Below are 25,325 nucleotides of genomic sequence, written 5' to 3' on the forward strand. Positions count from 1 at the left end.
TGCCCTTTAAACTCTGTATTCTGATGCCCTCCAGGCAGCGGAATACGGAGTTTTTCGTGTTCGTGCTATTTGTTCTGGCTCGGGTTATGCAGTGGCTTGACCAGGCCCGACAACTCCAGGCAACAGGCCAGCGAATTCCTGGCCAGTGAAGCAATGAACCGGCGTTTTCATCAGGTAGGGAAGGTGGTGCATCCATGATGCGTCTTTGGGCAATGTCACTGATCTGCCTGCTCGGCGGCCCGATTATCGTGCACGCCGCGCCCGCGCCCCATCCGCACTGGAGCGTGGGCTTCCACGAGATGAGTTTTCTCGACCCGCTGGACCAGCAGCCGATGCGCGCCATTGCCTTCTATCCCTCCACTGGCATCGAACACAGCAGCAAGGTCGAGGGTTATCAGATCGCCGCCTCCCGGGATTCGAAGGTCGCCATCGGCCGTTTTCCGCTGTTGATGCTGTCCCATGGCAATACCGGCACGCCGCTGGCCCTGCACGACCTGGCCACCTCGCTGGCGCGCAAGGGCTTCGTGGTGGTGGCGGTGATTCATCCGGGCGACAACTACAAGGATCACAGCCGGCTGGGGACCCTGAGCAATCTCTACGGCCGGCCGATCCAGATTTCCGAAGCCATCACCGCGACCCTGGCCGACCCGATGCTGTCGCCTTTCGTCAACGCGGGGCAGGTCGGGGTCATCGGTTACTCGGCCGGCGGCGAAACGGCGCTGATCCTGTCCGGGGCGACCCCCGACCTGGACCGCCTGCGCCGCTACTGCCAGGAGCGCCCCGACGATCACGATGCCTGCAATACCCAGGGCGAACTGATCGTCGATCGCGACGACCTGCAACCGGTCGCCGACCCGCGGGTCCATGCGTTGCTGCTGATGGCGCCGCTGAGCCTGAAGTTCGGGCGCCAGACCCTGTCTGGCGTGCATGTGCCGGTGCTGCTGTACAGCGGCGACGTCGACAAGCTGGTGGCTCTGGACAAGAACGCCGCGGCCTTGGCCCGCAAGCTGCCGGTCGCGCCGGACTTCAGGCTGTTGGCCGGGGCCGGGCACTTCGTGTTCATGGCGCCGTGCACCGAGGAGCAGTTGCTGAGCATGCCGGCCTTGTGCACCGACGCCGATGGCGTCGACCGCGAGGACATCCACCGCAATCTGATCGCCGAGGCCGGCCGCTTCTTTGCCCAGGCCCTGGGCAAGCCGAGCCGGGCCGGGATGCAAACCGCGGATCAGTGACTCAGGCGTCGGCCCGGTGCTTGAGCAGCAGGGTCAGGCCCAGGGCGCTGAGCGACAACAGCGCCGCGCAGAAGAAAATCCACGAATACCCCAGGTTCAACGCCACGGCGCCCATCAAGGGCCCGGCAATCGCCAGCGCCAGGTCGAAAAACACCGCGTAGGCGCTCAGGCCGGCGCCGCGGCTGGTGCTGGGTACCTGCTTGATCGCTTCCACCCCCAGCGCCGGGTACACCAACGACAGGCCGAAGCCGGCGAGCCCGGCGCCGATCATGGCGAACGCCGTCGATGGCGCCAGCCACAGCAGGATCAGGCCCAGGGTCTCGATGCTCATGCAGGCGATGGCCGCGTGATAACCGCCAAACCGGCTGATGCTGGAGATGAACAGCAGGCGCGAGAGAATGAAGCAGATGCCGAATACCGTCAGGCAATAGGCCGCGCCGGTCCAGCCGCGGCTGAGGTAGAACAGGGTAATAAAGGTGGTCAGGGTGCCGTAGCCGATGGACGCCAGGCTCAGGCCGGCGCCGTACGGCGCGATACGGCCGAACACCGCGCGAAACGACAGGCGCTCGCCACGGATCACCGGCACCGATGGCTTGTTGCGGATCAGCAGCAGGGCCAGGGCCGCCAGCAGCGACAGGGCCAGCCCCAGGCTTTCGAAACCGTAGTCGGCGACCATCACCACCCCCAGCGGCGCGCCGATGGCAATCGCGCCATAGGAGGCGATGCCGTTCCAGGAAATCGAGCGCGCGGTGTGCTCGGCGCCGACCTGGCCCATGCACCAGCTGATGGTGCCCACGCCGATCAGGCCCTGGGCCACCCCCAGCAGCAAACGTCCCAGCAACAGGACGCTCAGGCTGAGCAGCGGCAATGTTTGCAGGAGGCTGGACGCCAGGGTCAGCAACCCGCTGAGGAAAATCCCCGCCAGGCCGTAGACGATCGCCCGTTTGGTGCCGATGTTGTCCGACAGGCGCCCGGCCATGGGCCGGCTGAGAAGGGTGGCCAGGTACTGCGAGCCGATGGTCAGCCCGGCCACCACCGCGCTGAAGCCCAGTTCGCCGTGGACGTAACCCGGCAGCACCGCGATCGGCAGGCCGATGCAGAGAAACGCGATAAAGGTATAGAAGACGATAGAGACGATCTGCAGGGTGATCGTCATGGAGCTGGGCACGGGCTGTTGTTGCGCAGACATGAGGGCTCGTTCGCGGGCGGGCGGTTGGAGAACCGCATCATGGCGCGGGCCGGAAATAAAAGGAAGCAGGCTAACGATTTCTTTATGGCCTGCTATTTATAGGGTTTGGGAGGGCGTCATCGCTGCGTCTGTAGGAGCGAGGCTTGCCCGCGATGCTTTTATAGCCGTACAAAAAAAGCCCCGTCACCAGGACGGGGCTTGCAAGCCGGCAACTGGTTGGCGTTCCTTAGAACACCACGCCCTGGCTGCGCAGGTAGTCGTCGTAGGTGCCGCTGAAGTCGGTCACGCCGTTCGGGCTCAGCTCGATGATGCGAGTGGCCAGGGACGACACGAACTCACGGTCGTGGCTGACGAAGATCAGCGTGCCCGGGTAGTTTTCCAGGGCCAGGTTCAGCGCCTCGATGGATTCCATATCCAGGTGGTTGGTCGGTTCGTCCATCACCAGTACGTTGGGCTTTTGCAGGATCAGCTTGCCGAACAGCATGCGACCTTGCTCACCACCGGAGATGACCTTGACCGACTTGAGGATCTCGTCGTTGGAGAACAGCATGCGGCCCAGGGTGCCACGGATGATCTGCTCGCCCTGGGTCCACTGGCCCATCCAGTCGAACAGGCTGACGTCGTCTTCGAAGTCATGGGCGTGGTCCTGGGCGTAGTAGCCCAGCTCGGCGCTTTCGGTCCACTTCACCGAACCGGCGTCCGGGGTCAGCTCGCCCATCAGGGTGCGCAGCAGGGTGGTCTTGCCGATGCCGTTCGGGCCGATGATCGCCACGCGCTCGCCGGCTTCGACGGTGAAGCTGAAGTTCTTGAACAGGGTCTTGCCGTCGAAGCCCTTGGACATCTGCTCGATGGTCACGGCCTGGCGGTGCAGCTTCTTGGTCTGTTCGAAGCGGATGAACGGGCTGACGCGGCTCGATGGCTTGACCTCGGCCAGCTGGATCTTGTCGATCTGCTTGGCGCGGGAGGTGGCCTGCTTGGCTTTCGAGGCGTTGGCCGAGAAGCGGCTGACGAAGGTCTGCAGCTCGGCGATCTGGGCTTTCTTCTTGGCGTTGTCCGACAGCAGTTGCTCGCGGGACTGGGTCGCCGCGGTCATGTACTCGTCATAGTTGCCCGGGAACAGGCGCAGCTCGCCGTAGTCCAGGTCGGCCATGTGGGTGCAGACGCTGTTGAGGAAGTGACGGTCGTGGGAAATGATGATCATGGTGCTGTTACGCGCCGTCAGAATCGTTTCCAGCCAGCGGATGGTGTTGATGTCCAGGTGGTTGGTCGGTTCGTCGAGCAGCAGCACTTCCGGATCGGAGAACAGCGCCTGGGCCAGCAAGACCCGCAGCTTCCAGCCCGGAGCCACTTCGGTCATCGGACCGAAATGCTGTTCCAGGGGAATGCCCAGGCCCAGCAGCAGTTCACCGGCGCGGGACTCGGCGGTATAGCCGTCCATCTCGGCGAAGTCGGTTTCCAGTTCGGCCACGGCCATGCCGTCTTCTTCGCTCATTTCCGGCAGCGAGTAGATGCGATCGCGCTCGGCCTTGACCTTCCACAGCTCTTCGTGGCCCATGATCACGGTGTCGATCACGGTGAATTCTTCGTAGGCGAACTGGTCCTGGCGCAGTTTACCCAGGCGAACGTTCGGCTCCAGCATGACCTGGCCGCCGGATGGCTCGAGGTCGCCGCCGAGGATTTTCATGAAAGTCGACTTGCCGCAACCGTTGGCGCCGATCAGGCCATAGCGGTTGCCGCCGTTGAACTTGACCGAAACGTTCTCGAATAGCGGCTTGGCGCCGAACTGCATCGTGATGTTAGCTGTGGAGATCAATTACTTTACCTATCAAGGGGTTGCGAGCATCGTGTGGGCTCTTGGGCCATTCCCGGGGCATTCTGGAGCTTTTCCATTTCGCCAGGGTCGAGCCAGGGTCGAGCCAGGGTCGAGCCAGGGTCGAGCCAGCGAGCATAAGTAGACAGCAACATCTGGACGCTATGGCCAAGTTGCTGGGCAATAAAGGTGGGAGGTCATGTTGGAATTTGGCGCGCATTGTCGCATATGTGCGCCGGCAGTTGTATGACAGTGACCCACGGATTTTTCATCCAGGCCGGTAAGCGTCAGGCGTTGTAAAAATTGCCGACCACAGCGCGCTGCGAATTTGTCCCGGGCAATGCGACTTAGGTCGTGGCACGGCGGACGGACACATTTTCACAAATCGGAGTTAACCTTTGGTTACAAACTGTGGCTAAAATGCCGACCAGTTGCCACATGCCATCATTGGCATGGGCTCAAGGACGTGCCTTCAGGACCTCTTATCGCTTTCGGACGCTGCATATGACCCCGGCCCAGGTGGCCTACGTGGGGGCGCAGTATGTTCTCTTCTGACATGTGACGATTTCCGTGAAACTCATCATTGCCGCTGTTTACGTTTTATCCATCGCGTATGTGCACCTGCGTGGTCGCGTGCGCCATAAACTGGGCCGCCAGCTGAGTGATCACTCGACCTTCCTGGCGCCCATCAACTGCTTCCTTTATCTGTTCTCGAAGATCCCCAACCGCCCGTACCTCGATCCGGCCGACTTTCCCGACCTGAGCCCGCTGCAGGCCCACTGGGAAGAAATCCGCGCCGAGGGCCAGAGCCTGCTCAGGGCCGGGGAGATCAAGCGTTCGGAGCAGTACGACGACGTCGGCTTCAACTCGTTCTTCAAGACCGGCTGGAAGCGCTTCTATCTGAAATGGTACGGCGACAGCCATCCTTCGGCGATGAAGCTGTGCCCGCGGACCACCGAGCTGGTGCAAAGCATCGGTTCGATCAAGGCGGCGATGTTCGCCGAACTGCCGCCGGGCTCGAAGCTGGTGCGCCACCGCGACCCTTATGCCGGCTCCTACCGTTACCACCTGGGCCTGGAAACGCCCAACAGCGCCGGTTGCTACATCAATGTCGACGGTGAGCACTATCACTGGCGCGACGGCGAAGCGGTGATGTTCGACGAGACCTACATCCACTACGCGGAAAACACCACCGAGCAGAACCGCATCATCCTGTTCTGTGACGTCGAGCGGCCGATGAAGTACCGCTGGGCCGCGGCGTTCAACCGCTGGTTCAGCCGCACCGTGATGGCCGCCGCGGGTTCGCCCAACGATGCCGGCGACCGCACCGGGGGCCTGAACCGCGCCTTCACCAAGCTGTACAAGATCCGCCTGCGCGGTAAAGAGCTGAAAAAGCGCAACCGCAAGCTTTATTACCTGGAAAAGTGGGCGATCTTCGCTGCGCTGTTGCTGCTGTTCATCTTCATCTGATTCGCAGGATGGCGAATTGCCGGTCGCGGGCCAGCCTCGCTCCTACAGGGGCGGGGCTGGCCCGCGATCACGTCCTCAAGGCTTGTCCACTCCCAACTGCTGCCACATCTTCGCGGTGATCCGCTGCCGATGGGCGTAGCCGTGCCACGGATCCCGGGGCAAGGCTTCCAGGCGTTGCCTCAGGTTCGCCACATTCCACTGCTGGGCATGCCGGACATCGCCCAGTTCATCCCGCGCGATAGGCACCGAGACCGGCAGCCCGGGGCGGGCCCGTACCGAATAGGCGGCCACGGTGCTGGCGCCACGGGTATTGCGCAGGTAATCGACGAAGATTTTGCCGACCCGGTTTTTCGGGCCCATGGTCGCGGTGATGCGCTCTGGCAACTGCTGCGCCATGAATTGCGCGATGGCCTTGGCGAAACCCTTGACCGTATCCCAGTCGGCCTTGCGCGCCAGCGGCACGATCAGGTGCATGCCTTTGCCACCGCTGGTTTTCAGGAAGACCTGCAAACCCAGTTCATCGAGCACCGAAAGGGTCAGCAGGGTGGCCTCCAGCATGCTTTTCCAGGGCAGCGCCGGGTCCGGGTCGAGGTCGAGCACGAACAGGTCCGGGGTTTCGATCTGGTCGTGGGTCGCACCCCAGGTGTGCAACTCGAGGGTGCCCATCTGCACCGCGCCGATCAGCGCCGCAGTGCTGTCGATTTCCATCAGGCGCGCGTGGCCGGGGTCCAGCGCCGGGTCGAGGTGGCGGATATGGGGGATGGCCAGGTGCTCGGCATGTTTCTGGAAAAACTGCTCGCCTTCCACCCCTTCGGGGGCCCGCAGCAAGGACACCGGGCGGTTGCGCAGGTGCGGCAGGATCTGCTGGTCGATGCTGGCGTAGAACTGCGCCAGTTGCAGCTTGGTGGTGCCGGATTGCTGGTCGATGACCCGATCCGGGTGGGTGATCCTGACCCCGGCGACGCTGTGAGCGGCCGACTTGTCCGAACGGGAGGCCGTGCCCCGGCTGCGCGTCTCGACGGCTTTGGAGGTCTGCGGCTGCTCGCGAACGATTTCCCTGGCCGGCTTATCGCTGCGCAGAGCGACGAACGCCGCCTGGCGCACCACCTGCTCGCGGGTCCACTCGGCGAACTCGACTTCGGCCACCAGTTGCGGCTCGATCCAGTGCACGCCGCGGGCCTGGGCCGCGGTCAGGGGCTTGGCCAGGGGCGATGAGTCCCGCTCAAATTCCTGCATCCGCCCATGCAGCTGCTTCAAGGTCTGCTGGTCGAAACCGGTGCCGACCCGGCCGGCGTACACCAGCCCGCTAGTGTCGTTGACTCCCAGCAGCAGGGCGCCAAAGCCGCTGCGCGAACCTTGTGGGCGGGTATAGCCGACCAACACGAACTCTTGGCGCAACCGGCATTTGAGCTTGATCCAGTCGCTGCTGCGGCGCGACACATAGGGGCTGCCGGCCCGCTTGCCGATCACCCCCTCCAGGGACAGGGCACAGGCGCTTTCGAGGATGTCGTGGTGCTGGGCGGCAAAGGCTTCGGAAAAACGCAGGACCTTGCTCGATTTGCGCCCGAGCGCCTGCTTGAGGGCCTGACGGCGTTCTTCCACCGGCGTTTCGCGCAAGTCCTCGCCCTGCAGAAAGGGTGCGTCGAACAGGTAATAGATGATGTCCACGCTGCGACCGATATCGAAGGCGTTCTGCAGCGCCTGGAAGTCCGGCAGGCCTTGGTCGTTGAGCACCACCATTTCGCCGTCCAGCCAGCTGTCCTTGAGCTTCAGGGCGGCCAGGGCCTTGGCTTGCTGGGGCAGGCGGCTGGTCCAGTCGTGACCGTTGCGGGTCAGCAGGCGCACCTCGTCGTCCTGGATTCGCGCCAGGATCCGGTAGCCGTCGAACTTGATCTCGTAGCGCCAGTCGCCGCCGGGCGCCTTGTCCACCAGGGTCGCCAGCTGCGGCGCCAGGCTTTGCGGCAGGACCACGGCTTTTTTCCCCGATGGTCTTTTCTCGGCTTTTTTTGCGGCCTTGGGTTTGGCGCTGGCAGCTTTGCGGTCGCCCACTGTGGCGCCACTGAGCACGCTCCTGGGCAGGGCCCGGACCACGTCGTACTCGTCGCTCGGTCGCGCCTGGGCATCCTGCTCCTTGATCAGCAGCCACTGTTCCTTGTCGCCGCTGCCGCGCATATGGGTGCGCACCAGGGCCCAGTCGCCGCCGAGCTTCTCACCGATCAGGGTGAACTTGAGCTTGCCCGCCCGATAGCTGGCGTCGGGGTCGTCATGGGGTTGCCAGACGCCATGGTCCCAGACGATCACATCACCGGCGCCGTATTGCCCGGCGGGGATGCTGCCCTCGAAATCGCCATAGCTCAGCGGGTGGTCCTCGACATGCACCGCCAGGCGTTTTTGTGTGGGGTCCAGGCTCGGGCCCTTGGGCACCGCCCAGCTTTTCAGGCTGCCGCCCAGTTCCAGGCGAAAGTCGTAATGCAGGTTGCGCGCATCGTGCTTCTGGATCACGAAACGCAGGGCCGAGGTGGACTTGGCGGAGGGTCTGTCCGCCGCCGGCTCCGAGGTGATCGCGAAGTTGCGCTTGCGCTGGTATTCACTCAGGGATTTGGCCATGACCCACTACCTTGTATGGCGAGCCGGCGGTTCAGGCACGGGATCGCTTGGTGGCTTTCTTGGTTGCCGCGGGTTTGTCCGCGGCCTTGCCGGGTTTGCCCGGGCTGGCGGGCGCCTTGCTCCTGGACTTGCCGCCCAGGCTGCGCTTGAGCATCTCGGTCAGGTCGATGATGTCGGCGCTCTGGCGTTGCTCTTCGCCGGCGGCGCTTTCCACGTCCTCGATCTTGCCGGCCCGGGCCTTTTTCTCCACCAGGGCCATGATCTTGTCGGTGAAACTGTCGCGGTATTGTTCAGGCTGCCAGTCGGCGCTCATGTCCGCCACCAGGCGCCTGGCCATGTCCCGTTCGCCCTTGGCCAGGTCCGGGTGAGTCACCTCCGGCCCCAGGGTCAGTTCGTCGAGGCTGCGCACCTCGGCCGGCCAGCGCAGCATTACCAGCACCAGCGCCGACTCCAGCGGCATCAGCGCCGCCAGATGCTGGCGGGTGTGCAGCACCACCAGGGCCAGGGCGACTTTCGAGGTGCTCTGCAGGGTTTCGCGCAGCAGCGCATAGACCTTGCCGCCACGCTTGTCGGGGGCCAGGAAGTAGGGGGTGTCGATGTTCTGCAACGGGATCTGCTGGCTGTCGACGAAGGCGAAGATGTCGATGGTCTGGGTCGATAGCGGGTGGGCCGAGCGGATTTCGTCCTCGCTGAGCAGCACATAGCGGCCTTTTTCGTAGGCCACGCCCTTGACGATATGTTCCTTGCCGACTTCCTTGCCGGTGACCTTGTTGACCCGCTTGTAACCCACCGGGTCCATGCTGCGCTGGTCCAACCAGTCGAAGTCCACGCCCTGGGAGGCGGTCGCCGAGACCAGCGCCACCGGAATGTGAACCAGGCCGAAACTGATCGCGCCTTTCCAGATTGCCCGTGCCATGAGCCTGTCCCCGTATTGACTGTGGAATCGCCATGCAGCGACTGGTTTTCAGGTGACCCGTGGCGCGGCGCGAAAGTTTCCCCGGGGTGCCGGCCTGCATGGGCAAGCCGATAACTCGTGTTACATGTCTGACGGATTATTTAATTAACAAGGCCGAACGCGCGACGTAGCCTGGACTCGAATGCGATAACTCGTCGCCATCCAAGAGGGTCGCCATGAACAACCTGCTTCGCGCTCTTGCCGCTTTCGCATTGATGAGTTGGGTCAGCACCGCGGCGTTCGCCGCGCCTCAGGCGGCGCATCCGGACAGCAGCCCAACGTCCGCCATGCTGTTGGCGCAGAACCTGCCCGGCGGTAACAACAACCCCTACAACAGCCCGATACGCCGGGCCAACCCCAACAGCATGCAGGGCACCCAGCCCAGCACCCCGGCTGTCCGTGGGGTTAATCCGGTGCCGGTGCAACGCCCTCCGACCCTGGAGAACGGCGGCATCGGCAACGGCTACCCGCGCACCATCACCCAGCCAAGGATCATCGATCCGACACCCGTGACCCCACCGCGTAACCAACAGCAGCGATAAACGCTGACCGCCCGAGGCCGATGCCGGCTCCGGGCGGAAACCTTTTTATCGACAGAAGGAATTGTGCATGTTGCGTAAAACCCTCTTGGCAACCGTCTGTGCCAGCCTTGTTCTGAGCAGCGCACTACCGGTCGCAGCCGCCCCCAGCCAACCGTTGCAGAGCGAGCTGGGCCCCCTCAGCGTGACCCCGCTGGTCGAGGGCCTGGACCACCCCTGGGCCCTGGCGTTCCTGCCGGACCGCCAGGGCATCCTGGTGACCGAGCGCCCAGGCAACCTGCGGCTGGTCGGCGCCGACGGCAAGCTCTCAGCGCCCCTGGACGGGGTGCCGCAGGTCTGGGCCAAGGGCCAGGGTGGCTTGCTGGATGTGGTGCTGTCGCCGGACTTCAAGCAGGACCGCCTGGTCTACCTGTCCTACGCCGAAGGTGGCGGCGAGGGCGGTACGGCGGGGACGGCGGTGGGGCGCGGACGGCTGTCCGAGGACCTGAAGACGCTCAAGGACTTCCAGGTGATTTTCCGCCAGGCGCCCAAGCTCTCCACCGGCAACCATTTCGGTTCGCGCCTGGTGTTCGACCGCGACGGCTACCTGTTTATCACCCTGGGGGAAAACAACGAGCGCCCGACCGCCCAGGACCTGGACAAGTTGCAAGGCAAGATCGTGCGCCTGTATCCGGATGGCCGGATCCCGCAGGACAACCCCTTTGTCGGCCAGCCGGGCGTGCGCCCGGAGATCTGGTCCTACGGCCACCGCAACCCCCAGGGCGCGGCGCTCAATCCCTGGAGCGGCGCCCTGTGGGATAACGAGCACGGGCCCAAGGGCGGCGACGAAATCAACCTGATCGAGCGTGGCAAGAACTACGGCTGGCCCCTGGCGACCCACGGCATCAACTATTCCGGCGCGCCGATTCCCGAAGCCCAGGGCAAGACTGCCCCAGGCACCGTGGGCCCGCGGCATGTCTGGGAGAAATCCCCCGGCATCAGCGGCATGGCCTTCTACGACGGCGACCGCTTCAAGGCCTGGCAACACAACCTGTTCATCGGCGCCCTGGCGTCCCAGGAGCTGATCCGTCTGCAATTCGACGGCGACAAGGTGGGCCACGAGGAGCGCCTGCTGGGTGAACTCAAGGAGCGCATCCGCGACGTGCGCCAGGGGCCGGACGGTTATCTGTATGTGCTGACCGACGAGGACAAGGGCAGGCTGTACAAGGTTGGCCTGGAATAACCCAGTCCCTTCTTCTGTAGGAGCGAAGCTTGCTCGCGAAAAAATCTTCAACGATAACGCGTGTTGGCAGGATGAATCGCCGCTTCGCGGCTATCGCGAGCAAGCTTCGCTCCTACAGAGGCACTGCGGCCGGGTAGAGGATCACCGCCGCCTGCAGCTTGCCGCTGCCGAAACGGCACATCTTGGCGAATTCGCCGTGGCTCACCGGCAGGTGCTGGCAATCCATTGGCTGGCGGTGCTGGCTGTGGTCGACATCGGGATCGTGCAGGTAGACGAACTCTTCGTCGCAGTCGGTGACCATTACCCAATGCGGGGCCTTGGAGCGGGTCAGGCGGTAGCTGCTGATCAGCACCAGGGGCTGGCCGCCATCGGCCAGCAGCCTCGGCAGGTCCAGCGGGCCGCCCAGCACCTGCAAGACGTCGCTGCTATCCAGCTGGGCGCAGAACTCCTCATGCACCAGGCGCATGACGTCTTTTTTATGCTCGTCGCGCACCCCGCCGAGAAACAGCGGCCCCCGGGTATTGACCTGCAGCCTGACCCTGAAGCCACGGCGCCACGCGGCCAGCGCCAGCCCCTGGGGGCTGCAGCCGCCGTGGCCGGAGGTCATGAACACGGTGGTCGCCTCGCGCCACAGCTGCAGTTCTTCACGGCGCTCCAGGGCGCGCCCGGGTTGCAGCGCGGCCATGGCCATCAGCAGGCAGGCCGGGCCGCAAGTGAAGTCGGTGGTCTGCTGGTAATAGGGCACGCGGATGGCGCGGGTCTCGCGATGCTGCAGGATGCGCTTTTCCAGGCGCAGGGCATCGGCGTGGTCCTCGTAGTAGTCGTGCAGCACGGCGAAGCGCCGGTAGCCGCTGCGTTCGTACAGGGCGATGGCCGTCGGGTTGTCGCTGCGCACCTCAAGCCGCAGGTAGGCGCAGTCATGCTCCCGCGCGCAGGCTTCGATCCGCTCCAGCAGGCGCTTGCCCAGGCCCGACCCGCGGGCCTCGACCGCGATGGCGATCGAGTACAGGCGGGCCAGGGAGGTCCCGCGATGGAACAGCACCAGGGCATAACCCAGCAGTTGTTGCGCCTGCTCGGCGACAATCAGGCACGCATGGGCGCGGCTGATCATCCACTGGAAGCTGCGCACCGTCAGGCGATCGGTGGTGAAACACTGCTGTTCCAGTCGCACTAAAGCAGGCAGGTCCTCAGGTGTGGCAATGCGAAAGACAAGATCCATATAATCGCCGTAAAAGTTGCGTAACGAAACGAGACTTTCAAAAAAGTTCGTGCTTAATAGAAAAGGTCTTGTTCTTAAGCGGATCAAACATTATGTCAGCGGTACAAGGTCATTGGCGTGGAGTATCCGAGCAAAGTCTGCCGGCGACAATAACTCCGGTTAATTATTTTTCAGCGATGAGTGAAACTTCCAGCCAGTTGCTGATTATTGTCGAGCGCAAGGAAGATTGGGCCTCCTACTTCCCCAGCGAAGACATCCTCAGCGCTCAGGAGTACCTGGAACAGACCCGAGAAACCCAGCCCGGCAAGCGGGTCCAGGTGATCAACCTGTGCCGCAGCTACAAGTACCTGGGCCACGGTTACTACTGCTCGCTGCTGGCCGAGGCGCGGGGGCACAAGGTGATTCCCTCGGTACGCACCATCAGCGAACTGACCCGCAAATCGCTCTATGGCCTGGCCCTGGACGACCTGGATAAAACCCTGGAAAAGGCCCTGAGCAATCATCTTTACAGCGATACCGAAGGTTTTACCCTGACCCTGTACTTCGGCAAGACTCATATCGAACCGTTACAGGAGTTGGCGCGACAGTTATTCGAAGTCTTTCCTTGTCCAATATTGCTGGTGGACTTCAAACGAACTAACGGTTGGCATATCGAAGGGGTGAAGTCCGGTGCCTTACATAAGTTGCGCGAAGACCAGGAAGATCAATTCGCCCATTCCCTGGACAGTTTCAGTCGCAAGATCTGGCGCATGCCGCGCTCGAAAAGATTGGCCCGCTATGACCTGGCGATCCTCCATGACCCGCAGGAAGCCCTGCCACCTTCCAACGCCCGGGCGCTGGAGAATTTTGTCCGGGTCGGCAAGGGCCTGGGCATCGACGTCGAACTGATCGAGAAGAAGGATTACTCGCGTATCGCCGAGTACGACGCCTTGTTGATCCGTGAGACCACCAGCGTCGACAACCACACCTACCGTTTCGCCAAGAAGGCCGAAAGCGAGGGCCTGGTGGTGATGGACGACCCGGCCTCGATCCTGCGCTGCACCAACAAGGTCTACCTGACCGATCTGCTGAAAAGCCACCAGCTGGGCATGCCCGCCACCGAGATTCTCTACAAGGAACGACCGGAAGACTTCGAGCGGGTTGGCGAGCGCCTGGGCTTCCCACTGGTGCTGAAGATTCCCGACGGCTGTTTCTCCCGTGGGGTGATCAAGGTCGAGAGCCAGCAGGCGCTGCTGGAGGCCACCGCCGAGCTGTTCGAACATTCGGTGTTGCTGCTGGCCCAGGAGTTTTTCTACACCGAGTACGACTGGCGCATCGGCGTGCTCAACCGCAAGCCGATCTTCGCCTGCCAGTACTTCATGTCCAAGGGGCATTGGCAGATCTACAACCACAAGGCCAAGGGCCAGGACATCAACGGCGAATGCCGCACCCTGGCGGTCCACGAGGCGCCACGGGCGGTGGTGGAACTGGCGGTGAAGACCGCCAACCTGATCGGCGACGGCCTGTACGGCGTCGACCTCAAGCAGTCCGGCGACAAGGTGGCGGTGATCGAAGTCAACGACAACCCCAACCTGGACGCCGGCATCGAAGATGCCTACCTGCGCGACGACCTGTATTCCCTGGTGCTCGAGGAGTTCGTCCGCCGCCTGGAGCTCAAGCGCCGCGGGCAGGCCTGGTGAACGGCCGATGATCAAGAGCTACCAGTTGAGCCAGGGCCGCCTGCTGCCGGTGGAGCACCTGGATGCCGAAGTGATGCTGTTCAGCAACCCGGACCCCGCCGAGCGCGATCTGCTGCGCACCGGCTTCAAGCTCGACGAACACGCCCTGGCCTCGGCGCTGGACCCGGACGAGGTGTCGCGCATCGAGTTTCACCCGGACAACCTGTTCCTGATCTGGAAACGCCCGGAGAACTACTCCGGCGGCGGCAGCCTGTCGTTCGAGGTGTCGTCCTGCGGCCTGCTGTTTTCCCCGCAACGCCTGCTGGTGATCGCCCACGACGATAGCCAGCTCAGCGGCCTGGGCGCGCGGCAGGCCCTGAATAGCCCCCTGGATGTGCTGCTGGACCTGCTGTCCACCAACATCCATCACTACCTGGGGCACCTCAAGGTGATCAAGATGGTCGCCCGCGAGTTGCAGCAGCAGTTCAACGACTCGATGGAAAACCGCCACCTGATCCAGATGTTCAACCTCAGCGAGAGCCTGATCTATTACATCAACGCCATTCACAGCAACGGCGCGGTGTTGACCCGGCTGCGCAACCACGCCGAGAAGGCGCACTTCAGCGCCGAGGCCGTCGGCCTGATCGACGACCTGATCATCGAGAACAACCAGTGCTACAAGCAGGCGGAGATCTATTCGACGGTGTTTTCCGGGCTGATCGACGCGCGCGGCAACCTGATGAACAACAACATGAATAGCCTGTTGCGCAAACTGACCCTGATCAACGTGGTGTTCCTGCCGCTGAACCTGATCGCCAGCATCGGCGGCATGTCCGAATTCAGCATGATGACCGCCGGCACCCCGTGGTGGATTGCCTACCCGCTGTTCCTCGTGGCGATGCTGCTGGGGGCAGGGGGGATGGTGCTCGGTCTCAGGCGCCTGGCCGGCGGCAACGGCAAGTGCGCCTGAGGTTTCAGGCCGGTTGCAGGGTCAGTACCTCAAAGCCGTCGCGGGTCACCGCCACCGTGTGTTCCCACTGCGCCGACAGGCCGTTGTCGCGGGTGACCACGGTCCAGCCGTCTTTCAGGCCGCGCACCCGGGCGCTGCCCTGGTTGATCATCGGCTCGATGGTGAACACCATGCCTTCGCGCAGCTCCAGGCCGGTACCGGGGCGACCGAAATGCAGAACCTGCGGCTCTTCGTGCATCTGCCGGCCGATGCCATGGCCGCAGTACTCGCGCACCACGCTGTAGCCCCGGGTTTCGGCGTGTTTCTGGATGGCATGGCCGATATCGCCAAGGCGCGCGCCGGGGCGGACCGCCTTGATGCCTTCCCACATCGCCTCGAAGGTGGTGCTCACCAGGCGCTGGGCCTTGGGGCTGACATTGCCGATCAGGTACATCTTGCTGGAGTCGGCGATAAAGCCGTTCTTTTCCAGAGTGATATCGATGTTGATGATATCGCCGTCCTTGAGGATGGCCTTCTCATGGGGCATGCCATGGCACACCACTTCGTTGATCGAGGTGTTGATCGAGTAGGGGTAATTGTATTGACCCTTGCTGGCCGGACGGGCGCCCAGGTCGTGGCGGATAAAGCGCTCCACGGCCGTGTCCAGTTCCATGGTCGAAAGGCCGGGCGCGACCAGGTCGTCGAGAAAGCTGAACACCGTTGCCAGCAGGCGCCCGGATTCACGCATCAGCGCCAGTTGCTGCGGGGTCTTGATCAGGGCCTGGGTCATGCGCTGCGCCCCCGGATCAGATCGGTCTTGTTCAGCAGCAGTTTGTTGATCAGGTCGTTGTAGGCCAGGTGCGGATTGAGCTCGGCCAGCAGGCCAATCTTGATCCAGAACTCGGCCTGGGCGTTGATGGAGCGATCCATGGCGTCGCTGGCGACGCGGATCTGTTCATGCAGTTGATCTGAAATCTTGACGATGCCCACGGGGTTTCTGTCCTGGTAAATATACGAAGCATATACGTTTCGTATATTTTTCGGCAAATGGCAGATAGCTCGACCTGTCATTGGCCATTGACTCACCAGCGATCCGCCGGTTAATTTCCTGGCCATGACTTTTTCCGCATTGCGTTCCCAGCCAAGCATTATTACCGCCATTCCTGATTGGCGGGTCTGACACTGCACCCAACCCGCCCTAGAGGCGGGTTTTTTCTTTCTGTCTCCGGGGCTTTCAACACAGCCAGGAGAGCCGTATGAACCATCCCGCCGAGCCCGACACGCAACTGGACCTGCTTGAGCACTACGTGAAGAAGATTCTCGCGGCGCCGGTCTACGACCTGGCGGTGCGCACGCCGTTGCAGCCGGCGCCGGCCCTGTCGGCGGCGCTGGGCAATCAGGTGCTGCTCAAGCGCGAGGACCTGCAACCGACCTTTTCCTTCAAGATCCGTGGCGCCTACAACAAGCTGGTGCAACTCAGCGACGAGCAAAAGCGCCGCGGGGTAATCACCGCTTCCGCCGGCAATCACGCCCAGGGCGTGGCGCTGGCGGCGCGGGAGCTGGGGATCAAGGCGACCATCGTCATGCCTTCCACCACACCGCAGCTGAAAGTGCAGGGCGTCAGCAGCCGTGGCGCCGAGGCGGTGTTGCAGGGCGAGAGTTTTCCCTTTGCCCTGGCCCATGCCCTGCAACTGGCCGAGCGTAGCGGCCAGACCTTTGTCTCGCCCTTCGACGACCCGGACGTGATCGCCGGGCAGGGCACGGTGGGCATGGAGATTTTGCGTCAGTACTCCGGGCGCCTGGACGCAATCTTCGTCCCGGTGGGTGGTGGCGGATTGATCGCCGGCATCGCGGCCTATGTGAAATACCTGCGGCCCGAGGTGCGCATCGTCGGCGTCGAGTCCGAGCACTCCAACTGTCTGCAGCAGGCGTTGCGGGCTGGGGAAAGGGTGGTGCTGCCTAGCGTCGGCACCTTCGCCGACGGCGTTGCCGTGGCGCAGGTCGGCGCCCATTGTTTCGAGTTGTGCCGAGCGCTGGTCGATGAAGTGATCACGGTCAGCAACGACGAACTCTGCTGCGCGATGAAGGACATCTACGACGACACCCGCTCCATCACCGAGCCGTCGGGAGCGCTGGCGGTGGCCGGGATCAAGCAGTACGTGGCCCGCAGCGGCGTACAGGGCGAAACCCTGGTGGCCATCGATTCCGGGGCCAACATCAACTTCGATCGTCTGGGGCAGGTGGCCGAGCGCGCGGCCTTGGGCGCGGTCGCGCTGGTGTAAGAACGGAGCAGGGCCTCTGTAGCCGCTGGCGAAGCCTGCGCACGAGCGCGAAGCGCTCGCCAGCCAAACCACTGATGCACCGCGGTGCCTGGCCTGGCGGCCACTGCATCGGAGTGCCGCCCAAACCGATCGCAGCCTGCGGCAGCGGCTCCATCTCCCGCGATGTAGCCGCTGCGCAGGTTATTCCGCGCGGGCCTTCTCGACCTTGTCCGCGGCGGACCACAGGCGGTAGCGCACTTCGACGTCCTTGGGGGCGTAGATCACGATTGGCAGCTTGCTGTTGTAGCGCAGCACGAAGCCTTCGCCGACCACCGGCACGAACGCCTGCTTGCTGGTGCCCTCGGGGCAGGCCATCAAGGTGCTCATCGGCCCGCTGACCTTGTCCAGGCGGTAGTAGGGGTAACCCCAGCCTTCCAGGTTCTTCTCTTCCAGGGTGCCGCCCAGGCGCTGACGGTTGCAGTCGACGGTCAGGGTCTTGCCGGCCAGGACCTCGACCTTGAAGTCCTCTTCCTTGGCCTGCTTGGGCAGGTGGATCACCTGACGCACAAAACCTTCTTCAGCCTTGGGGTAGGGCGCCACGTCTTCGAGTTTGGCCGCATGGCTCAGGGTGGACAGACCGCTCAACAGCACAGCGATGGCGGTGGAAACAGGGAAAAAGCGCATAAGGCCTCCTTGCAGGTTGATCGACGGCTCTCCATGGAGGGAACCGTTTGTTTGAAACGCCGGGCAGTTTGACTGGGGAAGGTCCGGTCATGCAAACCGTGGCCCACTTCGCCGCGGCAGTTAACATGACGTTTTCCTTCAATACCCAGGGATAAGTCGATGATTTATAACGCATGAAAACGAGCGGGAGGACGGCATGCCTGTGTTCCATCCCCTATCGGCGAGAGGCCAGCATCGGGCTCGCAGGAAGCTCCTCCAGCGGACGAAAATCCCAGGACCGAGGGTGAAAAAAAGCCTCACTGCTCAGAGCAAAATAGAATTTAGTGGATGCGCCAATACGGCCTAGTCTAATGAATGGCTTTCTCTTCCAGGGAGGTTTAGTCATGCCGTACGCCGTATTTCGGGGGTGGAATCCCGAGACGATATTCTTGCCATCATTGAATGGCCACTGCACCAACGGAGAGATCTGCCATGTTCTTATCTGCCTTGGAACTGCGCAATATCATTGAATGCAGCTTCCTGCCCAAACGCTGCGAGTGCACCCTGAGCCCCGACCTGCACATGACCGTGAAAGTCTATGGCGACCATGAAACCGACCGCGTGGACCTGGTGGTCACCGGTATCGATGCGGCGAGCCTCAACGGCTGCCGGGAAATCAACGATTTGATCGCCGAGTTGCGCTACGACCTGGCGAATCATCCGGGAAGCCAGCCCATCGCCCTGAAATCCAGGGCTCATTGATCGGCGGCTTTGCCAATGCCTGTGTTGCTTGCCTGGCCTGGATAACCTCCGGGCCAGGCGCAACCTCGACCTTCACCGCTACCAGAACCCCTGCCTGAATCTCGCGGGACCGCCTGCAATCGAGACAATCCTGCGCGTGATCGCGATAGAGCAGGGCAGTCCTCAGTTCTGATAACTGCAAGCATCCGACAGCTTGCGGTAACTGATGGCTTCCAGCTTGCCCGCCTTGTCGATAAAGGTCATGTCCGCGGTGATCACCTTGCACTCCGGCGTCGCGGGCTCGGTCATCGACACCACCTTGGCCACCTTCAGCGGCATGCCATAGTGATAAGGCACCGGCTGCACCTGGGTCGTGTCCGCCTGAGCCAGACCCACGACCCCGGCAAACGCCAGGGCCCCGACCAGCAAAATACGCATGTTCATGAGCGTTCTCCGATAAGCCCGACAAAACCGCATCGAGCGCGCCGCGGAGGGCGACAGGGGATTCTGCGCTGCGCGGTCGCGTACAGTTTTGGGCTGGGGGATTAATCGAAGATTAAGTAGGGGGCTAATGATTTGCGCGGAAGGGAGACTGCCCGACGAAATGTGCTTTGCGCAGAAACGCCTATTCGATGTCAGCGGGGGCTTGAAGGCAGGGGGACACAAGCCCCTGCCTTGCAGGTCGTCAACGCCTTGCCCGACTCCGGGCAGGCATTGAATGCACTTATTTCTTGTCTTTCTCCTTTTCTTCCTCTTCTTTCTCCAGCAGATCGATCCCGCGGATATCGAAGTAGCATTGCCCGCTCACCGACTTGGCTGAGCGCTGCGCCAGGGACTGGACCAACTGGTCATGTATGAAGTGGCCGAACAACAGGCTCACTTCCTCCGGCAATGGCGATAGTTGTTCCTTGAACCATTCCTCCTCCAACAGCACCTGCCACACCAGCATCTGCTGCGGTGTGCCAGCGGCCCTGTAGCCATCCCGCGTGCGGCCGCTGCGCATGCTGCGGGCTTCGCTGTCGACATCTTCCAGCCAGCCGAGTTGTGCCCTTAGTGTCTCGCGCTCGGTTTGCAGTTCCTGGGTGCGCTTGAGGCGGGCTTGCCTCTTTTCCGGGGTTTCCACCGGGCGGCCGAACATCCCGGCGCTATTCCCCGCGGCATACTGGCTGGCGTTCAGGCGATCTTCCTCTTCGCCGATCTCCCGCAGGCGCTGCACATAAGGGCGCGAGATCGACGCCAGCCAGCGGATATACAGGCGCATATGGCCGAGGAAGGGCACTTGGTCACCCAGGTTGAGGTTTTTCAGCTGGGCGATGCTGGCCTTGGCGGCCGACTGATAATGCTTGACCAGTCCAAAGGCAGTCTTGCCGTTGATATGGTCGTTGAAGGTGAACAGCTCAGCAGTATCGGCATCCTTTTCGTATAAGTCTTCGAGATGAAGGAAAGGTACTCCTGCCTGGAATGCTGCGCGGTACATGCGGTGCAAGCTGACCAGCGCCAGCTCGGCACTGGGTTTCTGCTCGCCGGGCAGCAGGCTGCCACCGATATCCTCGCTGACCCCGGGCATCAGTTCTTCGCGCCACTTGGCGTTGCCTTTGCCGAGCAGGCTGGCCCGCCGGTAAAAGCGCCGCTCGTGGGCGGCGACCAGATGCAGCGCCTGCCTGACCTGCTTGGGCAGGACATTGGCGTCCCCCAGCACGTTACTGGTGGGCACGGGTATATAGTCGTCGATCAGCGGTATATCGCTACGGCTGCGGTCCACCGCGTCGAACAGGCCGGCGAACAACACGACCACCTGGGCGCCCTGGTACTCCACTTTCTCGCCATCGATCAGGCAGCGGTCCAGCAGGCGATACAGAAAGCCCCGGGCCAGGGTGGCGCCGTAGTCGAAGCCGTACACGGACAGTTCGATACGCTTAAGGGGCGGGCCGCTCAAGGCCTTGACCTTGCTCACTTCGTCGTTCAGGTAGTCGATGGCGCCATCGATGCGAATATTGGCTCCAGTCTTGGCTATCTCAGCCATGATGGGGTTGTCGCGCAGGGGCGGAATGACTTCAGACGCCGCGTCGACCACTACGCTCTTCAGTATTTTAAGGCCCTTAAGGGGGGCGCTGACCAGGTCCTTCAGGTCGCGTTTCCAGCGATCCCACCAGTTACGACCTTTCAGTACATCCTTGAGGATCTTTTTCCCTTCGTCCTTTGCCACATCCTTGGGCACATCGGCTGCCTTGCTGCCTGCGGTATCCACGCCGGCATTGGCGGTGGTGGTCAGGTCTGCGATGTACTCCGTGCCCATTCCTGAAAGGTATAGCCTTCGATAATTGTAAGAGGCTTCATCCTTTCCAGTAGTGGGGTGCGCCATATACATCTTGCCGACGTTACTAACCCGACCTGACTGCAAGTCTTTCAGTAGGTGACGTCCAAAGCCGTCGAAAAAGAATCCGATCCGCAAAGTTCGTTCACAAGTAGTGATATGCGAGTTTTTGGTTGGTCCCGCACAACGGGCGCCGGCAGCCGCAGCCAAATCAGCATTACGGGTACTCATTGGGATTTGGTTTCCTGATCCTTGGAGTTAGAGACTGGTGGCGCCTCCTTGAGGTTTTCATAAGGAGTGTCCAGGTTGGCACTCCAGGCTAGGCGAACTTGGTCTCCGGGGAAGAAATGCACGTGTAGATATCGATCAGTGCGTTGACGAGGTGGGTTAGCGATCTCGACTGATAAGGTTTCTTTTTGAACTCCTTGGCGAACTTGCTCACCTGTACGACCTTTTATCCAATCTACTTTCAGTGTTTTGCCTTCAATGCGCCAACAGCAGGTTGCTCCGCCCCCTCCGTTTGCCGTGGCATTGCCCCCCCAGTTGTCATTAACGAAGTAGCTGAAGATAGGGCGATCCGTTTGGTTGTGAACGTAGAGCATTGCACCCGGCATTTGGCTGTACTGCCATATGAAATAGGCAGCAATTAGTCCCCCCCAGACCAACAGATTGATGAGGGTTTTCTGCAAACCGGACAAAGACTTCCAGCGATTTCTAAGTGATTGAATCGATGTCACAACAAACTCCTTGTTAGTGCGAACCTGTTTCTGCGCACGGTCATGTTCTTTCGCCTGGGGGGCATTTCTGTTGTCCAGCTCGCGCTGCTTGCAAGTTTTTCAATAGTGGGCGGCGAAAACCCGTGACTCATTGGGGTTGGGCTTCCTGGTCCTTGGCATCAGGCACTGCGGGTGCTTCCTTGAGATTTTCATAGGGGGTGTCGAGATTGGCGCTCCAGGCCAGGCGAACCTGGTCGCCGGGGAAGAAGTGCACATGCAAATAGCGGTCACTGCGTTGTCGGGGAGGGTTAGAGATCTCGACTGATAGGGTTTCTTCCCGAGCCCCCTGCTCATACTGTGTTCGGGTCATGCTCTTGATCCAATCCACCTTCAGTGTCTTGCCTTCGATGCGCCAGCAGCAGGTCATGCCCCCATTTCCACCCCAATTGTCATTGACGAAATAACTGAAGATGGGTCGATCCGTATGGTTATGTCCATAAAGCGCCGCGCCCGGCATGCGGCTGTACTGCCAGATGAAATAACCGGCGACCAGCGCGCCCAGAGCCAACCACTGGATCAGGGTTTTCTGGCGGCCGGGCAGGCGCTTCCAGCGCTTTGCGAGTGACGGCAACGGCATCGCCTCAGGCGCCTTCTTGTGCGGCCAGGGCGTTTTCCAGGGTGTCCCGGTCATCGGTGATCTGACGCAGGATTTCTGCCCATTCGGGGCGCTGGTGCAGTGGGCTGCGGGTGATCAGGCTGTGCAACACGAAGGTCGACTGATCTTCCTGCTGGTCCAGGCCCTGGTCTCTGGCGATCTGCAGCAGGTCTTGCACCTGTTGCAGGCGTTCGCCGTGGCAGTCGCTGGCAAAGGCCTCGGGGGCGACGTTTTCGGTCTGCACCAGCAGCTGCTCGGCGTGGGCGTCATGCTGCAGGCTGTGCATCATCGGCTCATCCAGGCGGATCGGGTGGTACTCGGGCACTTCGCTGTGCGCCGGACCGGCAAGACGCTGCCAGTCTTTTTCGGCCTTGACCCACCAGGTGTCGAGGGGGCCGAACAGCCACTGGTGCCATGGCTGGCCGACTTGCTGGTGGAGCAGGGGCAGTACCTCGGCGCTGTAGCTGCGGATCAGCAGCACCGAATCGTTGGCGTCCTGGCAGACCAGGGCGTCGCCAAGGTGGGTGGCCAACCGATTGGCTGGCAGGGTGCTGCTCAACCAGCCGGCCAGGTTCGAGCCGAACAGTTCGTGGATCGCCACCAGCCGCTCGAACGGTTGACCGGTCATGTCCAGCAGTAGCGGCCCGTCATTGCGCAGCTGGACCAGCTCGGCCTGGTACATCAGGGGCCAGCGGGCGCCTTCCAGTTCACCCAGGGCATTGCGCTGCGGCGCGCTGAGCAGGGCCTGCTCGACGATCGCCGTGAGGCTCAAGCCCTTGGCCGCGGCGTCGACCCAGTCCTGCTGGCCTTGCTGCAAATCGCTCATGGCTGTGCTCCGGACAGAATCGCCTGGCGTTGGCGGATGGCCTTGAGCAGGCACTCGACGCAGATACCCTTGGGCGGCGTCAGGCGCGGTATGGGCGAGTTCAAACGACCCAGCAGCAGGCCGCCGGCCTTGTCGGCGTCAGCGAGCTTCAGCAGTCCCGGCAACAGCGGCGCCGCCGGCGTACCCACGCCCGGCGCGCCGCCGGAGTTGATCTTCACGTCGGCCCCGCTGATGGTCACGCCGCCACCGTCGAGCTTGACGAAGCTGCCGCCGGCCTTGGCCGTCAGTTCCGCGCCTGCCTCGACCACGACCTTCCCACCGGCCTTGTAGTGAATCTCCTGGCCAGCTTCGACGAATTGCGCGGTGCCGATGTTGGCGTGCTGGGTGACGGCCACGGTCAGGTGGTCGTTGGCGCGGATTTCGCTCTTGCGGTCGAGGTGGGTGATGCGGTGTTCTTCGGCCTTGAGTTCGGTGAGGGTGTTGGCTTCGACCGTGTCGTGGCGTTGGTTGCCGACGCGGATCCGCTGGTCGTGCTCGACGTTTTCGTCCCAGTCGCGCTGGGCGTGCAGGTAGATCTGCTCGGCGCCTTTCTTGTCTTCGATGCGCAGTTCGTTGTAGCCACCGCCGCCCGGCGAGCTGAGGGTCTTGAAGGTGCTGCGGGTCTTGTTCGCCGGCAGGTCGTAGGGGACCAGGTTTTCCTTGTGGTACAGGCAGCCGGTGACCAGGGGCTGGTCGGGGTCGCCTTCGAGGAAGGTCACCAGTACTTCCATGCCGATCCGCGGGATGGCGATGCCGCCGTAGGCCTTGCCGGCCCAGCCGCTGGCGACGCGGACCCAGCAGGAGGTGTTGTCGTCGGCCTGGCCGTCGCGGTCCCAGTGGAACTGCACCTTGATCCGGCCGTATTGGTCGCAATGGATTTCTTCGCCCTTGGGCCCGGTGACCACGGCGGTCTGGCTGCCCAGGGACTTGGGTTTCGGGTGTTCCAGCGGAGGGCGGTAGTGTGCGTCCCAAGGCGTGGCGAGGAAGCGGTTGCGGTAGCCCTGATGGAAATCGTCCTTGTTGCTGGTGACGTCGCTGGTGATGTTCTCGCCCAGCACTTGCGGCTGCTTGCCCTCGTGGATCACTTCCAGCAGCAGCCACAGGTCGTTCCATTCGCTGCGCGGGTGGGCGGCCAGGGTCAGGAAGTGGCCGCTGACCAGGCTCGGCTCGTCGCCTTTGCCTTCGGCCAACTGGTAGTCGCTGCGGTGGCGTTCCAGGGCGCGGGTCGCCAGTTGCTTGCCGCGGGCCTGCTGGGTGAACAGGCCGGGGTAGTCGTAGTCTTCCAGGTCCGGCATGACCCCGGACTTGGCCGCGCCCTCGGGCAGCAGGCGCGGTTTCTCGAAGTCGTAGTCGCGGCGGCTGACGCGGCTGGTGCGGGTTTCCAGGCGCAGGTTGAAGCGCTTGATCACCGGCTGTTCGGCGGCCATGCCCGAGTCCTGCTGGTAGTTCACCGCCGCCAGTTTGCGGAACACCGTCTGGTCGTCGCCGAACACCAGTTTGTGGCCGCCGGCACTGTGCTGGAAGTGGAAGTGAATGCCTTCTTCTTCACACAGGCGCTGGATGAAGTGCAGGTCGGATTCGTCGTACTGGGTGCAGTAGACCCGCTCCGGGTAGGTGGCGCCCAGCTGGAAACTGTAGGCGTCGGCCAGGATGCCGCGGGCCTCGAGGACCTGGGCGATGATCTTCGGCACGCTGAGGTGCTGGTAGATCTTCTGGTTGAAGTTGTGGCGCAGGTAGTTGAGCTGCGGAGTCAGGCTGATGCTGTAGCGGGTCAGCTTGCGCCCGGAATCGCCCTGGGCGATGCGATACACCAGGCCGTGGATCAGGCCTTTACCCGTACTGCCGAAGGTCAGGCAGGCTGGTTTATGCAGGAGTTCTTCGAGCTTGAGGTCGGGACGTGCGCTGACCAGTTCGATATCGAAGCAGAAGGGCTGATTGAGGGCTTCGCGGCCAACGAAACTGAGGACCTGAAGGTCGACCGAGGCGCCTTCGATCGTCAGGGAAATATGGGTAGCGTTAGCATCCAGCATGCCGTGAAATCCATCCATTGAATAAGCAGGGGGCGGATGGTGCAGGAATAAGCCGGTCGATTCAAGCCGAGGCCGCCGCGGCTTTCCGCCCGCCGGAACATTCAGAAATGTCCGCGATAACCATTACTTATGCCTGACAACCCATCCGGCTAACGCCCTACGGGCATCAGCGGAGTTGGCTGTAGGGGATACGCCGATGGCCGCTCAGGGATTCCCGTGGCGACGCGGGC

21 protein-coding genes and 1 pseudogene are annotated in these 25,325 nt (G+C 62.4%); 8 read left to right on the top strand and 14 right to left on the bottom strand.

The window, feature by feature from the left end:
• Positions 1–194 precede the first annotated feature (194 nt).
• Positions 195–1,232: an alpha/beta hydrolase family protein gene (locus AC3RCP_RS15530; protein WP_007926435.1), complete on the top strand. Its 1,038-nt coding sequence runs from the start codon at positions 195–197 to the stop codon at positions 1,230–1,232.
• Position 1,233: 1 nt separating this feature from the next.
• Here the strand turns inward: AC3RCP_RS15530 and AC3RCP_RS15535 are convergent, their stop codons facing one another.
• Together AC3RCP_RS15535 and AC3RCP_RS15540 are read right to left on the bottom strand one after the other, a co-directional pair.
• Positions 1,234–2,421, bottom strand: coding sequence for an MFS transporter (locus tag AC3RCP_RS15535; protein WP_101337904.1), 1,188 nt, complete (start codon positions 2,419–2,421; stop codon positions 1,234–1,236).
• 226 nt (positions 2,422–2,647) lie between these two features.
• Positions 2,648–4,234 (bottom strand): ABC-F family ATPase, encoded by a 1,587-nt coding sequence (locus AC3RCP_RS15540; RefSeq protein WP_009043780.1) that lies wholly within the window; start codon positions 4,232–4,234, stop codon positions 2,648–2,650.
• A gap of 567 nt (positions 4,235–4,801) precedes the next feature.
• On the opposite strand from AC3RCP_RS15540, the gene lpxO reads away from it, so the two are divergent.
• Positions 4,802–5,701: a lipid A hydroxylase LpxO gene (gene lpxO / locus AC3RCP_RS15545; RefSeq protein ID WP_009043781.1), complete on the top strand. Its 900-nt coding sequence runs from the start codon at positions 4,802–4,804 to the stop codon at positions 5,699–5,701.
• 75 nt (positions 5,702–5,776) lie between these two features.
• Here lpxO and ligD read toward each other — a convergent pair whose 3' ends face one another.
• Positions 5,777–8,308 carry a DNA ligase D gene (ligD, locus tag AC3RCP_RS15550; RefSeq protein WP_492570341.1) on the bottom strand — a complete coding sequence of 844 codons (2,532 nt, stop codon included), beginning with the start codon at positions 8,306–8,308 and terminating at the stop codon, positions 5,777–5,779.
• A 31-nt stretch (positions 8,309–8,339) separates the two neighbouring features.
• Entirely contained in the window at positions 8,340–9,224 is an 885-nt protein-coding gene (gene ku / locus AC3RCP_RS15555) for a non-homologous end joining protein Ku (protein WP_492570342.1), read from the bottom strand.
• Between the two features lie 215 nt (positions 9,225–9,439).
• On the opposite strand from ku, the gene AC3RCP_RS15560 reads away from it, so the two are divergent.
• On the top strand, positions 9,440–9,805 hold the full coding sequence (locus tag AC3RCP_RS15560) for a hypothetical protein (RefSeq protein WP_492570343.1): 366 nt from the start codon (positions 9,440–9,442) through the stop codon (positions 9,803–9,805).
• A 67-nt stretch (positions 9,806–9,872) separates the two neighbouring features.
• Complete coding sequence (locus tag AC3RCP_RS15565) at positions 9,873–11,024, top strand: PQQ-dependent sugar dehydrogenase (protein WP_492570344.1); 1,152 nt, start codon at positions 9,873–9,875, stop codon at positions 11,022–11,024.
• A gap of 112 nt (positions 11,025–11,136) precedes the next feature.
• On the opposite strand, the gene rimI is transcribed toward AC3RCP_RS15565, so the two are convergent.
• The gene (rimI, locus tag AC3RCP_RS15570) at positions 11,137–12,243 is read right to left on the bottom strand and encodes a ribosomal protein S18-alanine N-acetyltransferase (RefSeq protein WP_492570345.1); all 1,107 of its coding nucleotides are present in this window, start codon (positions 12,241–12,243) and stop codon (positions 11,137–11,139) included.
• A 176-nt stretch (positions 12,244–12,419) separates the two neighbouring features.
• Between rimI and AC3RCP_RS15575 the strand changes: the two genes are divergently transcribed.
• Complete coding sequence (locus AC3RCP_RS15575; RefSeq protein ID WP_492570346.1) at positions 12,420–13,922, top strand: RimK family ATP-grasp domain-containing protein; 1,503 nt, start codon at positions 12,420–12,422, stop codon at positions 13,920–13,922.
• A gap of 7 nt (positions 13,923–13,929) precedes the next feature.
• Positions 13,930–14,871, top strand: coding sequence for a magnesium transporter CorA family protein (locus AC3RCP_RS15580; RefSeq protein WP_492570347.1), 942 nt, complete (start codon positions 13,930–13,932; stop codon positions 14,869–14,871).
• A gap of 4 nt (positions 14,872–14,875) precedes the next feature.
• Here AC3RCP_RS15580 and map read toward each other — a convergent pair whose 3' ends face one another.
• Both map and AC3RCP_RS15590 read right to left on the bottom strand, forming a co-directional pair.
• Positions 14,876–15,640, bottom strand: coding sequence for a type I methionyl aminopeptidase (gene map, locus AC3RCP_RS15585; RefSeq protein WP_101337912.1), 765 nt, complete (start codon positions 15,638–15,640; stop codon positions 14,876–14,878).
• Positions 15,637–15,840: a ParD-like family protein gene (locus tag AC3RCP_RS15590; RefSeq protein WP_053261082.1), complete on the bottom strand. Its 204-nt coding sequence runs from the start codon at positions 15,838–15,840 to the stop codon at positions 15,637–15,639. Before AC3RCP_RS15590 ends, map begins: the two co-directional genes overlap by 4 nt.
• A gap of 266 nt (positions 15,841–16,106) precedes the next feature.
• Between AC3RCP_RS15590 and ilvA the strand changes: the two are divergent.
• Positions 16,107–17,114 (top strand): annotated as a pseudogene (gene ilvA / locus AC3RCP_RS15595) (threonine ammonia-lyase, biosynthetic); the annotation flags it as partial.
• A gap of 198 nt (positions 17,115–17,312) precedes the next feature.
• On the opposite strand, the gene eco reads toward ilvA, so the two are convergent.
• The gene (gene eco / locus AC3RCP_RS15600; RefSeq protein WP_087091025.1) at positions 17,313–17,795 is read right to left on the bottom strand and encodes a serine protease inhibitor ecotin; all 483 of its coding nucleotides are present in this window, start codon (positions 17,793–17,795) and stop codon (positions 17,313–17,315) included.
• Between the two features lie 471 nt (positions 17,796–18,266).
• Between eco and AC3RCP_RS15605 the strand changes: the two genes are divergently transcribed.
• Entirely contained in the window at positions 18,267–18,536 is a 270-nt protein-coding gene (locus AC3RCP_RS15605) for a DUF1652 domain-containing protein (protein ID WP_007926398.1), read from the top strand.
• A 162-nt stretch (positions 18,537–18,698) separates the two neighbouring features.
• Here the strand turns inward: AC3RCP_RS15605 and AC3RCP_RS15610 are convergent, their stop codons facing one another.
• From AC3RCP_RS15610 to AC3RCP_RS15635, 6 genes are all read right to left on the bottom strand, one after another.
• On the bottom strand, positions 18,699–18,959 hold the full coding sequence (locus tag AC3RCP_RS15610; protein ID WP_101337914.1) for a DUF2790 domain-containing protein: 261 nt from the start codon (positions 18,957–18,959) through the stop codon (positions 18,699–18,701).
• A gap of 280 nt (positions 18,960–19,239) precedes the next feature.
• Positions 19,240–21,060, bottom strand: coding sequence for a hypothetical protein (locus AC3RCP_RS15615; protein ID WP_492570348.1), 1,821 nt, complete (start codon positions 21,058–21,060; stop codon positions 19,240–19,242).
• Positions 21,057–21,566: a DUF3304 domain-containing protein gene (locus AC3RCP_RS15620; RefSeq protein WP_081502442.1), complete on the bottom strand. Its 510-nt coding sequence runs from the start codon at positions 21,564–21,566 to the stop codon at positions 21,057–21,059. The genes AC3RCP_RS15615 and AC3RCP_RS15620 overlap by 4 nt, the downstream gene beginning before the upstream one ends.
• A gap of 127 nt (positions 21,567–21,693) precedes the next feature.
• The gene (locus AC3RCP_RS15625; RefSeq protein WP_492570349.1) at positions 21,694–22,182 is read right to left on the bottom strand and encodes a DUF3304 domain-containing protein; all 489 of its coding nucleotides are present in this window, start codon (positions 22,180–22,182) and stop codon (positions 21,694–21,696) included.
• A 4-nt stretch (positions 22,183–22,186) separates the two neighbouring features.
• On the bottom strand, positions 22,187–23,026 hold the full coding sequence (locus AC3RCP_RS15630; RefSeq protein ID WP_492570350.1) for a DUF4123 domain-containing protein: 840 nt from the start codon (positions 23,024–23,026) through the stop codon (positions 22,187–22,189).
• Positions 23,023–25,095: a type VI secretion system Vgr family protein gene (locus AC3RCP_RS15635; protein ID WP_492570351.1), complete on the bottom strand. Its 2,073-nt coding sequence runs from the start codon at positions 25,093–25,095 to the stop codon at positions 23,023–23,025. Before AC3RCP_RS15635 ends, AC3RCP_RS15630 begins: the two co-directional genes overlap by 4 nt.
• Positions 25,096–25,325 lie beyond the last annotated feature (230 nt).

The sequence above is a fragment of the Pseudomonas sp. GW822-FHT05A08 genome, assembly GCF_058800485.1.